General features: G+C 71.3%; 9 protein-coding genes and 1 pseudogene. 4 read left to right on the forward strand and 6 right to left on the reverse strand.

Annotated features, from left to right (window positions below):
• Positions 1–108: 108 nt before the first annotated feature.
• The 3 genes and pseudogenes from ACWD26_RS15420 to ACWD26_RS15430 all read right to left on the reverse strand — a co-directional run bounded on the left by ACWD26_RS15420 (position 109) and on the right by ACWD26_RS15430 (position 3235).
• Positions 109–743, reverse strand: a pseudogene (locus tag ACWD26_RS15420) (DUF305 domain-containing protein).
• Positions 744–836: 93 nt separating this feature from the next.
• Positions 837–1292, reverse strand: a complete 456-nt coding sequence (locus tag ACWD26_RS15425; RefSeq protein ID WP_451270118.1) for a DUF6153 family protein — start codon at positions 1290–1292, stop codon at positions 837–839.
• 155 nt (positions 1293–1447) lie between these two features.
• Positions 1448–3235 (reverse strand): serine hydrolase, encoded by a 1788-nt coding sequence (locus ACWD26_RS15430; RefSeq protein WP_451270120.1) that lies wholly within the window; start codon positions 3233–3235, stop codon positions 1448–1450.
• Positions 3236–3453: 218 nt separating this feature from the next.
• Between ACWD26_RS15430 and ACWD26_RS15435 the strand changes: the two genes are divergently transcribed.
• Positions 3454–4566 carry an NAD(P)H-dependent flavin oxidoreductase gene (locus tag ACWD26_RS15435; RefSeq protein ID WP_451270122.1) on the forward strand — a complete coding sequence of 371 codons (1113 nt, stop codon included), beginning with the start codon at positions 3454–3456 and terminating at the stop codon, positions 4564–4566.
• A 188-nt stretch (positions 4567–4754) separates the two neighbouring features.
• Positions 4755–6248: an acyl-CoA synthetase gene (locus ACWD26_RS15440; protein ID WP_451270124.1), complete on the forward strand. Its 1494-nt coding sequence runs from the start codon at positions 4755–4757 to the stop codon at positions 6246–6248.
• Between the two features lie 90 nt (positions 6249–6338).
• Here ACWD26_RS15440 and ACWD26_RS15445 read toward each other — a convergent pair whose 3' ends face one another.
• Positions 6339–7154, reverse strand: coding sequence for an SAM-dependent methyltransferase (locus ACWD26_RS15445; RefSeq protein WP_451270126.1), 816 nt, complete (start codon positions 7152–7154; stop codon positions 6339–6341).
• Positions 7155–7235: 81 nt separating this feature from the next.
• Complete coding sequence (locus ACWD26_RS15450) at positions 7236–9656, reverse strand: penicillin acylase family protein (RefSeq protein ID WP_451270128.1); 2421 nt, start codon at positions 9654–9656, stop codon at positions 7236–7238.
• 231 nt (positions 9657–9887) lie between these two features.
• On the opposite strand from ACWD26_RS15450, the gene ACWD26_RS15455 reads away from it, so the two are divergent.
• Together ACWD26_RS15455 and ACWD26_RS15460 are read left to right on the forward strand one after the other, a co-directional pair.
• Positions 9888–11387, forward strand: a complete 1500-nt coding sequence (locus tag ACWD26_RS15455) for an acyl-CoA synthetase (RefSeq protein ID WP_451270130.1) — start codon at positions 9888–9890, stop codon at positions 11385–11387.
• A gap of 99 nt (positions 11388–11486) precedes the next feature.
• Complete coding sequence (locus ACWD26_RS15460) at positions 11487–12326, forward strand: alpha/beta fold hydrolase (protein ID WP_451270132.1); 840 nt, start codon at positions 11487–11489, stop codon at positions 12324–12326.
• Positions 12327–12348: 22 nt separating this feature from the next.
• Here the strand turns inward: ACWD26_RS15460 and ACWD26_RS15465 are convergent, their stop codons facing one another.
• Positions 12349–13968, reverse strand: coding sequence for an acyl-CoA synthetase (locus ACWD26_RS15465; RefSeq protein ID WP_451270134.1), 1620 nt, complete (start codon positions 13966–13968; stop codon positions 12349–12351).
• Between the last annotated feature and the right edge of the window lie 75 nt (positions 13969–14043).

Raw genomic sequence — 14043 nt, forward strand, 5'->3', positions numbered from 1 at the left:
CTCCCCTTCTGCCGCCCCGTCCCGGCCCCTGGGCGGTGGGGGTGGGGCGCGGGGCCGGGCCACGGGTGGGGCCCCGCCCGCCGACCGATCGGCTCGCGGCGCGGGTGGTCAGAGCCGGTCGAGGATGCGCTTCAGCTGCTCGACCTCGTCGGACTGGCCCTTCACGATGTCGCCCGCCATCTTCATGGCGTCGGCGTTCTCGCCCTTCTTCTGCTCGTCCTGGGCCATGCCGATGGCGCCGTTGTGATGCTCGATCATCATCTCGGCGAACATCTTGTCGAAGTCGGCGCCCTTCATGCCCTTCAGGTGCTCCATGCCCGAGTCGGACATCATGCCGTCGCCGTCGCCGTGCTCCATGCCGGGCATGGTCTCGGCGTCGGTCGGCCTGTTCCAGCCTCCAGCCAGCCCTTCAGCGTCTCGATCTCGGGGCGCTGGGCCTTCTCGATCTTCCCTGCGATGTCCTTGAGCTCCGTGTCGGAGGCCCGGTCGTCCGCGAGCCCGGCCATCTCCAGCGCCTGCTCGTGGTGCGGGATCATCATCTGCGCGAACATGACGTCCGCGTCGTTGAAGCCCGCGGATCCGGCCTCGTCGGTCGCGGACGTCGAGCTCTTGCCGCTGCCGTGATCCATGTCGCTCATGTCGCCGCCGCAGGCGGAGAGGAACAGGGCGCCGGCTGCGGCGGCGCCCGCGACGGCAGCGCGGCGGACGTGCTTGCGGCGCGGGGCATGCGTGTAGGCGGTCATGTCGATTCACCTCGTGTGTGGGTTCTTTGGCTGTTCGGGAGCAGGCGAAGCCGCGGGGCCGCGCGTGGCGCGCGCCCGCGAGAGCGGTTCGGCCTACAGCCGCAGAACTGACAGACGGGTGAGATCGGGTCCGTTGGGCGGGGGTTCGGGTCGAGCGACGGCGGCGACCTGGGCGAGAAGCCGGGTCAGCCACTCCTGGTGACGGCTGGGCGCCGACTTGGAGAGCGCGATGACCACCCACGCGCCGAAGAGGACCGCCACACAGAGGGACTCCATGTCCATGGCCATGGAGGACCCGGGCGAGGGCGTGGAATCCGACATGTCCGGGGCGTGGCCGCCGACGGCTCTGTCGCCGGGAACGCTCCTGGCGTCGTGGCCCGAAGCCGTCCCACCCGTCGCCGCCGAGTGCGGCGCGGTGCTCAGGGTGGAGTGCGCGGAGTCGCTGGGGTGTCCCATGCCGTGCATCGCGAAGACGCCCAGAGCGAGCACGGCGACGAGCAGCAGGTGCCCCAGGGCACCTCCCGCGCGCACGTACCAGCCCACCCTCACGCGTGACTCCATCGTTGACGGTTCCGGATCTGCTTCCCCGACAGTACCCAAGCGACGTCGGCCGTGCCGGGGGAGGGGGCGATCGCATACGACTGCCGAGCCACTGTCGGCGCCGCGGCGTCGCGCGCGGCGGAGCGGCACAGGCGTCGGCTCGCCTAGTCGGTGGCGGCGGTCCAGCCCACCGCGGTGATCCGCCCCGCGTCCGCCGGACGTGACTCGTCGAAGAGAGCCTGGCCGCCCGCCTCGATGCGCAGGTCGTCGACGTAGACGCCGCGGCCCACGTACTGCCGATCGGTCGTGTACCGCCAGCGGACGGTGAGTCCGGCGGCCTGCGGCAGAACCGCGGCGACCCGGTGCCATACCCGGCCCGACCAGCCCGTGACCGAGCCGGACGGATGCTCCTGAGGGGTGCCCTCGCCGCGTACGGTCATGAAGGGGGCCGGCTGCCAGGTGCCTCCGCCGTCGGTGGAGGTCTCCAGGAACAGGGCGTCGGATCGGGGTTCGGTGTCCCACCAGAGAGCGCACCGCAGGCGGGGCCGCCCGGCGGTGCCGGTGGTGGTGTCGAGCGGCGGGAGGGCGAGCGTGGCCGTGGTCGCCGTCGCCATGCCGGAGAACCAGGAGCTTCGGCCATGGGTGGGGCGTACGGGAACGGCCCGGGCGAGGTTGTTCGCCGCGGCGACCCGGGGTGCGGAGCCGGAGCGCCAACTGCGCACCGGATGCACGGAGTTGCCCAGGACGACGAGGAACGAGTCGGTGGTCGGGTCCAGGACGAGCGAGGTGCCGGTGAAGCCGGTGTGTCCGGCGGTGCGCGGGGTGGCCATCGCGCCCATGTACCAGTGCTGGTAGAGCTCGAAGCCCAGCCCGTGCTCGTCGCCGGGGAACGCGGTGTTGAAGTCGGTGAACATCAGCTCCACCGACTCGGCCTCCAGGATGCGGGCCCTGCCGTAGACGCCTCCGTTGAGCAGGGTGCGCCCGAGGACGGCCAGGTCCCAGGCGCAGGAGAAGACACCGGCATGGCCCGCGACCCCGCCGAGGGCGAAGGCGTTCTCGTCGTGCACCTGACCCCACACCAGACCACGGTCGAGGCCGGACCACGGGAGACGCGCGTCCTCGGTCGCCGCGATCCCCGGCTTCCAGGAGGCCGGAGGGTTGAAGCGAGTGCGGCGCATCCCGAGCGGATCGGTGATCTCGCTCCGGAGCAACTGGTCCAGAGGGCGCCCGGTGATCTCCTCCAGGACGAGTTGCAGCGAGATCAGGTTCAGGTCGGAGTACAGGTACTTCGTGCCCGGCGGGTTCAGTGGTGCCTCGTTCCAGATGAGCCGGAGCTTTCCCTCGTACGTCGGCTCCTTGTACAGCGGGATCCAGGCACGGAACCCCGAGGTGTGCGTGAGGAGTTGGCGCACGGTGATGTCCTGCTTGCCCGCCGCACCGAACTCGGGCAGATACGAGGCGACCTTCCCCTCCAGCTCCAGCGCGCCCCGCTCGATCTGCTGCACCGCGAGGATCGATGTGAACAGCTTCGACACCGAGGCGAGGTCGAAGACGGTGTCCTCGGCCATCGGGATTTGCCGCTCCGCCGGAAACTTGACCCCCGTGTCCGTCCCCTCGTCGTACGCCGAGTACCGCACCGCCATCCCGATGGGCCGGTGCAACGCCACCGTCCCACCCCGCCCGGCGAGCAACACGGCACCCGCGTACCAGGGGTGTTTGGGGGAGGGCCCCAGGAACGCCTCGGCGTCGGTCACGAGCCGGTCCAGATGCTCTGACAGCAGGCCGGCCCGCTCGGGAGACCCGCGACGCAGGGTCGGCCGAGCGCCGCCGGCGGAGGGGGAGGCGGCGGCCGGTCCGGCGGGGAAAGGGGCGACGGCGAGGGCGCCGCCCAGAGCCAGGAAGCGTTCACCCAGTTGACGGCGGCTCAGCTCACCCATCGCATCACCGGTCATCGCGAAGCCTCCCTGGAGTCGCCTGGAAACAGTCAACACCCGTGCCACCCACGCCCCAAGGGGGCGCGAGGAACTACGCCGAGCCCCCACAAACCCGCAGCCGCCGAACCGCCCCGTGGCACATCCCCAGGCACCCCCCCAGGCACCCGCCCACCAAATCTGACGGAGCATCAGAAAACCTCTTCCCTCGTCCGGAGGACTACGGCATCCTGCGCACCATGCAGACGGAGCTGAGCAACAAACTCGGAGTCCAGTACGCCGTCTTCGGCTTCACGCCGTTCCCCGCCGTCGCCGCTGCCATCAGCCGGGCCGGCGGCTTGGGCGTGCTCGGCGCGGTCCGCTACACGGCCCCCGACGACCTCAAGCGCGACCTCGACTGGATCGAGGCCCACGTCGACGGCAAGCCGTACGGGCTGGACGTCGTGATGCCGGCCAAGAAGGTCGAAGGTGTCACGGAGGCCGATGTCGAGGCGATGATCCCCGAGGGGCACCGGCAGTTCGTGAAGGACACCCTCGCCCAGTACGGCGTGCCCGAACTCGCCGAGGGGGAGGCCTCCGGCTGGCGCATCACGGGCTGGATGGAACAGGTCGCCCGTACCCAGCTCGACGTCGCCTTCGACTACCCCGTCCGGCTGCTCGCCAACGCGCTCGGCTCGCCCCCCGCCGACGTCATCGACCGCGCCCACGAACAGGATGTCCTCGTCGCCGCGCTCGCCGGCAGCGCCCGCCACGCCCGCAAGCACGCCGACGCCGGCATCGACATCGTCGTCGCCCAGGGCTACGAGGCCGGCGGGCACACCGGTGAGATCGCCTCCATGGTGCTGACCCCCGAGGTCGTCGACGCCGTAGCCCCGTTGCCCGTCCTCGCCGCCGGCGGCATCGGCAGCGGACAGCAGGTGGCCGCCGCCCTCGCGCTCGGCGCCCAGGGCGTCTGGCTCGGCTCGCTCTGGCTCACCACCACCGAGGCCGAACTGCCCTCGCCCCGGCTGATCGAGAAACTGCTCGCCGCCGGCTCCGGCGACACCGTCCGCTCCCGCGCCCTCACCGGCAAACCCGCGCGCCAGCTCCGTACCGAATGGACCGAGGCCTGGGACGACCCCGCCGGGCCCGGCACCCTCCCCATGCCCCTCCAGGGCCTGCTCGTCGCCGAGGCGGTCTCACGCATCCAGAAGTACGAGGTGGAGCCGCTGCTCGGTACCCCGGTCGGGCAGATCGTCGGCCGGATGAACAGCGAACGCAGTGTCCAGGCCGTGTTCGACGACCTCACCCGCGGGTTCGAGCAGGCCGTGGACCGCATCAACCGGATCGCCGGAAGGAGCGAGGGACAGTGAGCGAAGCCCACCAAGGCGCAGCCAACCAAGGCCCAGCGCCCCAAGGCGCAGCCAACCAAGGCCGAGCGCCCCAAGGCCCAGCCAACCAAGGCCGAGCGCCCCAAGGCCCAGCCTCCCAAGGCCAAGCACCCCATGGCCGGCCTCCCCAGGGTTTCTGGGCCCAGGCCACCGCCGACCCCGACCGCACGGTGCTCATCGCCCCCGACGGCGAGGTGTGGACCGCCGGGCGGCTGCACGCCGAGACCAACCGCCTGGTGCACGGACTGCGCGCGGCCGGACTGGAACGGGGCGACGCCTTCGCGGTCGTCCTCCCCAACAGCGTCGAGTTCCTCACCGCCTACCTCGCCGCCACCCAGGCCGGCTTCTACCTCGTCCCCGTCAACCACCACCTCGTCGGCCCCGAGATCGCCTGGATCGTCTCCGACTCCGGCGCCAAGGTGCTCATCGCCCACGAACGGTTCGCCGACGCCGCACGGCACGCCGCCGACGAGGCGAAGCTGCCCGGCAGCCAACGCTACGCGGTCGGCACGGTCGAGGGCTTCCGCCCGTACGCCGAACTCCTCGACGGGCAGCCGGAGTCGGTGCCCGAGGAGCGCACCCTCGGCTGGGTCATGAACTACACCTCGGGCACCACCGGCCGCCCCCGCGGCATCCGCCGCCCGCTGCCCGGCAACCTCCCCGAGGAGTCCTACCTCGGTGGCTTCCTCGGCATCTTCGGCATCCGGCCGTTCGACGACAACGTGCACCTGGTGTGTTCACCGCTCTACCACACGGCCGTCCTGCAGTTCGCGGGAGCGTCCCTGCACATCGGGCACCGGCTGGTGCTGATGGACAAGTGGACACCGGAGGAGATGCTCCGCCTCATCGACGCGTACCGCTGCACGCACACCCACATGGTCCCCACCCAGTTCCACCGGCTCCTCGCGCTGCCCGAGGAGGTGCGCGCCCGCTACGACGTGTCGTCGATGCGGCACGCCATCCACGGCGCCGCACCCTGCCCGGACCATGTGAAGCGGGCCATGATCGAGTGGTGGGGCGAGTGCGTCGAGGAGTACTACGCGGCCAGCGAGGGCGGTGGCGCCTTCGCCACCGCCGAGGACTGGCTGAAGAAGCCCGGCACGGTCGGCAAGGCCTGGCCGATCAGCGAACTCGCGGTCTTCGACGACGACGGCAACCGGCTGCCGCCCGGCGAACTCGGCACCGTCTACATGAAGATGAGCACCGGCGGCTTCTCGTACCACAAGGACGAGGGCAAGACGCGGAAGAACCGCATCGGCGACTTCTTCACCGTCGGCGACCTCGGCCTCATCGACGAGGACGGCTATCTCTTCCTGCGCGACCGCAAGATCGACCTCATCATCTCCGGCGGCGTCAACATCTACCCCGCCGAGATCGAGGCCGCCCTCCTCACCCACCCCGCCGTCGCCGACGCCGCCGCTTTCGGTATCCCGCACGACGACTGGGGCGAGGAGGTCAAGGCCGTGGTCGAGCCCGCCCCCGGCTTCACGCCGGGGCCGGCGCTGGCCGAGGAGATCCTCGCCCACTGCGCCCGTCGACTCGCCGGGTACAAGCGCCCGAAGAGCGTCGACTTCACCGAGGCGATGCCGCGCGATCCCAACGGCAAGCTCTACAAACGGCGGTTGCGGGAGCCGTACTGGGAGGGGCGTGAGCGGACGGTGTGAGGTGTCCGAGCACCGGTCGACGTGACGGGACGGCCGGTGCCGGCCCCTTCGACGGCCGGTGCGCCTGGGCCTCAGGCTCGCGCGTGGACCTCACGGCTTGCGTGCGACCCCGCCCACCGCGATCACCTCGCGCGGCCGGGAGGCCGCCGCCGGATCGGGACGCCAGTCGTTCAGCGGCACGACGCCCGGCTCCAGCAGCTCCAAACCGTCGAAGAAACCGGCGAGTCGGGCCGGGCTGCGGAGGCAGTAGGGGGCCGCGCCGCTCTCGTTGTAGCGGCGGGTGGCCTCGGCGTTGGCCTCGTTCGTGTCGACGCTGTCGTTGAACGCGAGGTAACTCCCCGACGGCAGGGCGGCCAACAGGGCGCCGACGATGGCGCGGGCCTCGTCGTAGTCCGCGATGTGCCCGCTCACCTGCATCAACGTCAGCGCCACGGGCCGGGAGAGGTCGAGGGTCCTGGTCGCCTCACGGAGGACCGTCTCGGGATCGTGCAGATCGGAGTCGATGTAGTCCGTCGCCCCCTCGGCGGTGCTGCTGAGCAGCGCCCGCGCGTGGGTGAGGACCAGCGGGTCGTTGTCCACGTAGACGATCCGCGCGTCCGGGGCCACCCGCTGGGCGATCTCGTGCGTGTTGTCCGCCGTCGGCAGGCCGGTGCCGATGTCGAGGAACTGGCGTATCCCGGCCTCACGGGCGAGGAAGGTCACCGCCCGGCCGAGGAAGGCCCGGGAGTCACGGGCCAGGTCGGTGATGCCGGGGAACACCGCGCGGAAGGCGTCGCCCGCCGCGTGGTCGACCGGGTAGTTGTCCTTGCCGCCCAGCCAGTAGTTCCAGATACGGGCCGAGTGCGGCACCGTCGTGTCGATCTTGGTGGTCGAATCCGTCGGGGGACGTAACGAGTCCTGCGCCACCGGGTGGCCTCCTCATGAGGAACGGTTATATGCCAAAGGCATGGTGCCGCCCCCGGGCGGGGCGGCACCACATCCCTTCGCTCATTGGCTCACACGGACCACCCTCAGTTTCGGCGAGGACAGGATGTCCTTCTCGCAGAAACGGGACGTCACCCACTTCTCCGCCGAGAACAGCCGCGTCTGGTCGAGATGGTGCGGCGAGTTCGGGTTCGAGGACTGCGAGTACGTCAGCAGCGTGCGGGCCACCGGGCAGCGGCCGCCGTCCCAGCCGACCGCCTGGATATGGCTGGAACCCGACGAGACCTCCGGGTAGACGCCCTCGGCGGGGCGCCACGGCGACTCGATCTTGTTCCACACGCCCAGCGCCTCCGTGCCGCCGGACACCGGGATGCGCCGGCCGTTCCGTACGACGAACTGGTGGTCGCCGAGCTTCGCGTCGAGCGCCACGCCCGCCGCCCGTAGATCCCTCACCGTGTCGGCGAGCGCCGTGGCCAAGCCGGGAGCGGCGGTGTTCAGCGTGTTCGGGGTGTTGACCGGGTCGGCGGCCGAGAAGGGCACCTTCCAGAACTGCTCGCGCGGCACCACGGCGTTCAGCCGCCGCCAGAATCGGTCGAAGAGCAGCGCGCCCCGGCTGTCGGTGTCGGTGGTCCGGTCCCAGGCCTTGAACACGGCGCACGCCTCGGACACGTCGACGACCTCGTCGTCACTGCCCGTCGCCGTGCCGCCCGGCAGCGCGGCACACGCCCGCGCCACGTCGTCGACGGTGAGATCGGCCGCGGGCACCCGGTTCGCGAACTGCTGCCGCTGGAGGTCCCGGACGGTGAGGCCGCCCCGGTCCGCCATCGCCGCCACGTCCTCGATCGCGCCCCGCGTCCGCATCGACCGCTGCGTGCCCACGTTGCCGAAGACCCGCTCGTACCCGGTCAGCGGCTGGTCCGCGTTGGCCAGCCAGGCGCTGTCGTTGGAGTTCTCCGCGTACGGCGCGTCCTTCAGCGTCGGCATCCTCGCGGGTCCGAAGATCCCCGGCTGCACGGCGTCGGCGTCGCTGCCGAGCGCGCAGTCGGCGCGGGACCCGTCCAGGACGGCGACACCCGCCGACGGATAGGTGGCCTTGCCCAGGGGTGTCGAGCAGCGGGCCGCCAGCTCGTCCGTGATCCGGGGGAGGGTCTGCGACTGGGTGAAGAGGGTGTGCCCGACCGAGTCGGCGGCGACGGTGTTCACCCAGGGCAGGCCCTGGTGCCGGGCGAGTGATGTGAGGACGTCCGCGGTGCCGCCCGCCCGCGCGAAGCCCAGCGAGGTGTCGGTGAAGCGGATGTTCGCCGCGTTGGGGTCGTTGAGGGCGTACGCCGTGCCGGCCGTCCAGGGCAGCGGGAGGTCGGCGCCGAGCGAGGTCACGACCGGGCCGTACCGCGTCCACCACTGGGCGCGGGTGACCGGGGAGCCGTCCTTCACGCCGACGGTGACGGTCCGCTTCGTCATCCGCTCCCGCTCGCCGTCCACCAGGTACGTGGTCGGGTCGGCCGGGTCCAGGGTCAGCTGATGGAGGTTCATGGGGACACCGGTCGCGACGGTGTGGCTCCACGCGACCTTCGCGTTGAACCCGATCTGGGTGATCGGCGAGCCGAGCAGTGCCCCGCCGGAGACGTTCAGCTCACCGGGGATCGTCTGCTGGGCCTGCCAGAAGCGGCGGCCGCCGGCCCACGGGTAGTGCGGGTTGCCCAGCAGCAGACCGCGGCCGTTCGCCGTGGTGTCGCCACTGAAGGCGACGGCGTTCGAACCCATGTCCGCGTTGCCGGCGTCGAACAACTCGCTCGCGGCCCGGGCGGCGGTCCTCGCGTCCGGCACGGCGGCCGTGCCCGCAGCGGTGCCAGAGGCGGGCGGTTGCGCGGTGGTGATCGTGTCCACCACCCTCCCCTCGCCGCCCAGCACGGCGAGGGCGTACGCGCGGGAGAACACGTCGAGCGTGGTGACCGGCCGCACCCAGGCGGCCCCCTTGCATGCGGGGTCCGTGATCCGGTTCTTCTCCAGCCACGCGTTGTAGCCGGCCGCCCAGCCCCGCATCAGGTCCTCGGCCTCGCGGCTCGGCCCGAGCGGCACGGGCTGGTCCATCAGCCGCCGCACCGTGCCCGCGTCCCGGACGCCCCGGAAGTACAGGTCGCTCGTGAGGTTCCTGGTGGCGGAGGAGAGCGAGAAGTCGGGCGCCGCGTCGGGCCCGAAGTAGCGGGAGCGCTCGCCCTTCACGGTCACGAACCCGTCGGCGAGCACGCACACCTGGTCGGCGGCCTGCGCCCAACCGGTGCCGAAGCCGAGGTTCGCGTAGTCCTTCGCGACGATGTGCGGAACGCCGTACTCGGTGTAGCGGATCACGGCGGACAGACCACCGTGGGCCGTGCGGCGGTCACGGGCCCGCTCGTCGTCGGCGGCGGTGGCCGACGGCAGTACGGCCGAGGCCGTGAACAGGGCGACGGCCGAGACCACGAGCTGTCTCAGGCGGGTGCGCATGGAGCCTCCCAACATCAGCGAGGGAAAGGACGGTTGAGCGTGTCAACACGAGCGTGCGTAGTCCATGTGTGTGATGGATCTTCCCCTCTGGTTGACTCGCGCCCCAAGGGCGGAAGTTGAGCCACTTCACGCCATGTGTGCCGGATTCCGGCCACGCGGGTGGTGTGCTTGACCTGGCTCGCGCGACGGACCGAGGATCGCGTCAGAACCGTGGACGAAGGAGCGGACAACATGACGGCTGGTCGCAGCGTGACGGTCGACGGGACACTGCGGCGCAGCGCCCGGCGGACCCCGGCCCGTGTCGCGATCCGCTACGGCGAACGGTCCTGGACCTACGCCGAGCTGGACGACGCCGTCTCCCGCGCCGCCCGCGTCCTGCGCGACACCGGACTGCGGCCGGGCGACCGGGTCGCCGCCTACGGCCACAACTCGGACGCCTACCTGATCGCCTTCCTTGCCGCCGCCCGCGCCGGTCTGGTCCACGTACCGGTCAACCAGAACCTCACCGGCGACGACCTGTCCTACCTCCTCGACCAGTCCGGCAGCACGCTCGTCCTCACCGACCCGGACCTCGCCGACCACCTCCCCGAGGGCACCCGCACCCTGCCGCTGCGCGACGCGGACGACTCACTCCTCGCCCGGCTCACCGCCACGGAGCCGTACGACGGCGAGGAACCCCGCGCCGAGGACCTCGTCCAGCTCCTCTACACCTCGGGCACCACCGCGCTGCCCAAGGGCGCGATGATGACGCACCGCGCGCTGGTGCACGAGTACCTCAGCGCGATCGCCGCCCTCGACCTCCAGGCCGGGGACCTGCCCGTGCACTCCCTGCCGCTGTACCACTCCGCGCAGATGCACGTCTTCCTGGTGCCCTATCTCGCGGTCGGCGCCACGAACACCATCCTCGACGCACCCGACGGCGACCGGATCCTGGACCTGGTGGAGCAGGGCCGCGCCGACAGCCTCTTCGCGCCGCCCACGGTGTGGATCGCCCTCTCCAACCGCCCCGACTTCGCGACCCGCGACCTCAGCGGCCTGCGCAAGGCGTACTACGGCGCCTCGATCATGCCCGTGCCCGTCCTCGAACGGCTCAGGGAACGCCTGCCCGAGCTCGCCTTCCACAACTGCTTCGGCCAGAGCGAGATCGGCCCGCTGTCCATGGTCCTCGGCCCCTACGAGCACAAGGGCCGGATGGACTCCTGCGGGCGACCCGTCATGTTCGTCGAGGCCAAGGTCGTCGACGAGGACGGCGAGGAGGTGCCCGACGGCACCCCCGGCGAGATCGTCTACCAGTCGCCGCAGCTCTGCGAGGGCTACTGGGAGAAGCCGGAGGAGACCGCCGAGACCTTCCGCGACGGCTGGTTCCACTCCGGTGACCTCGCCGTGCGCGACGCCCACGGGTTCTACACCGTCGTCGACCGCGTGAAGGACGTCATCAACTCCGGTGGCGTACTGATCGCCTCACGCCAGGTCGAGGACGCGCTCTACACCCACGACCAGGTCGCCGAGGTGGCGGTCATCGGCCTGCCCGACGACCACTGGATCGAGGCCGTCACGGCGGTCGTCGTACGCCGGGGCGAGGTGACCGAGGACGAACTCGTCGCCCACACCCGCGAGAAGCTCCCCCACTTCAAGGCGCCGAAGAAGGTGCTGTTCGTGGACGAGCTGCCGCGCAACGCGAGCGGAAAGATCCTCAAGCGGGAGTTGCGGGACCGGTTCGCGCAGGCCTGACCGGTTCGCTGAGGCCTGACCGGTTCGCTGAGGGACTGATCGCCGCCGCGCCGGTGTACTCCGTTGCGGTGGCCGACGCCCGACATGAAGATCGACGCCATGCCGACCTTCACCGCATCCGACGGAACCGAACTCGCCTACCACCTCCGGGGCGAGGGCGACCCCCTTGTCGTCCTTCCCGGCGGCGCGATGCGCGCCTCCGCCTACCTGGGCGACCTGGGCGGGCTGACCGCCCACCGCCGCCTGGTCCTGTTGGACCTGCGCGGTACGGGCGACTCGGCGACACCGGCCGACCCGGCGACCTACCGCTGCGACCGGCAGGTCGACGACGTGGAGGCACTCCGCGCCCACCTGGGCCTTGAGCGCATGGACCTCCTCGCCCACTCGGCCGGCGGCAACCTCGCCATGCTCTACGCGGCCCGGTTCCCGCGGCGGATGTCCCGCCTGGCGCTGATCACCGCCACGCCCTGGGCGGTGGGCCTGCCGGTGACCGTCGAGGACCGCCTCGCCGCCGCCCGCCTGCGTGAGGAGGAACCGTGGTTCGCCGAGGCGTATCCGGCCTTCGAGGCGGCCTGGACCGGCCGGGGCCCCTTCGACGACGCCATGATGCCCTTCTTCTACGGCCGCTGGGACGACACGGCCCGCGCGCACATGGCCGCCGAGGAACAGCAGACCAACGACGCGGCGGCCGCCGTGTACGGCTCGGCCGGTGCCTACGACCCACCTGCGACCCGGGCCGCCCTCGCCGGACTGCCGGCGCCCGTCCTCGTGTACGCGGGCGAACTCGACACCGGTCCGACCCCCGACCTGGCCCGCAGCGCGGCCGCCCTGTTCCCCGACTCCCGGTTCACGGTCCAGCCCGGCGGCGGGCACTTCCCGTGGCTCGACGACCCGGAGGGGTTCGTACGACGGGTGACCGCCTTCCTCGCCGGGCCCTGAGCCCGGGTCGGCTGCCGGGCGCTCAGCCCTCCGCCGCCACCGCCACCGACCGCGCCCAGCGGTAGTCCGCCTTGCCGCTGGGGGAGCGCTGGATGGTGTCGGTGAGGACGAGCTGACGGGGGATCTTGTAGCCGGCGAGGTGGGTGCGGCAGTGCGTCTGGATGTCCTCCAGGGAGGGGCGGGCGGCACCCTCGCGGAGCTGGACCACGGCCGCGACATGGTTGCCCCAGCGGGCGTCCGGCACCCCGGCGACCAGCGCGTCGTACACGTCGGGATGGGCCTTGAGGGCCTGCTCGACCTCCTCCGGATACACCTTCTCGCCCCCGGTGTTGATGCACTGCGAGCCCCGGCCGAGGACGGTGACGACACCCTCCTCGTCGACGGTCGCCATGTCACCGAGGAGAACCCAGCGCTCACCGTCCCGCTCGAAGAAGGTCTCGGCGCTCTTCCTCGGGTCGTTGTAGTAGCCGAGGGGGACATGGCCGCGCTGCGCGACCCGTCCCGGCACACCGACCGGGACCGGCTCGAACGTCGCCGGGTCCACGACCTGCGTACGGGAGTGCACGCGGATACGGAAACCGTCGCCCGCGCCCGAGTCCTCCGTCGCCGTGCCGTTGAAGCCCGACTCCGACGAGCCGAAGTTGTTCAGCAGCATCGCGTTCGGCACCAGGGCCTGGAACTGCCGCCGGACCGTCTCCGACATGATCGCGCCGGAGGACGACACGCTGAACAGCGACGAGCAGTCGGTGCCCTTCATCGGGCCGTTCAGCGCGTCGATGAGCGGGCGCAGCATCGCGTCGCCCACCAGGGACACACTGGTGACCTTCTCCCGCTCGATCGTCCGCAGGGCCTCCTCGGGCACGAACTTGCGGTGGATCACGACCCGTTGGCCGAAGTTGAACCCGATGAACGCCGTCAGCGTGGACGTGCCGTGCATCAGCGGGGCCGTGGGGAAGAACGTGATCCCGTCACCGCCGGCCGCGACCCGATCGGCCAGCTCCTCCGGGGCCTTCACCGGCTCGCCGGTCGGTGCGCCGCCGCCCAACCCTGAGAAGAACAGATCCTCCTGACGCCACATCACCCCCTTCGGCATGCCCGTCGTACCACCGGTGTAGATGATGAACTGGTCGTCGCCCGAGCGGGCCGGGAAGCCGCGCTCGGGCGACGCGGACGCCTCGGCCCAGGTGAAGTCCACGACGTCGAGCGCGGGCGCGTCCGGCGCAGGGGTCCCCACCCGCACCAGATGCCGCAGCTTCTCCGTCCGTGGTCGCGCCTTCGCCACCCGCTCGGTGAATTCCGCGTCGAAGACCAGGCCCACCAGATCCGCGTCCCGGTAGAGGTAGACCAACTCCTCCTCCACATACCGGTAGTTGACGTTGACCGGTATGATCCGCGCCTTCAGGCAGCCGAGCGCGGTCTGCAGATACTCGACGCCGTTGTAGAGGTGCAGCCCCACGTGCTCACCGGGCCTGATCCCGCTGTCGAGCAGGTGGTGGCCGATCCGGTTCGCCGCCGCGTCCAGCTCCGCGTAGGTGAGCCGGCGGTCCGCGCCCGTACCGGGGATGTCGAGGTACGCGAGCGCCGCCCGGTCGGGGACGACGTCGACGACCGACTCGAACAGGTCGGCAAGGTTGTACTCCACCGCGCTCCTCCTGACCTCGCTGCCCCTCGGTTGCCGGTCATCAGAGCAAAGGGCGGCACAACTGTGAAGAGGCCA

The organism is Streptomyces sp. NPDC002787, from assembly GCF_053592095.1.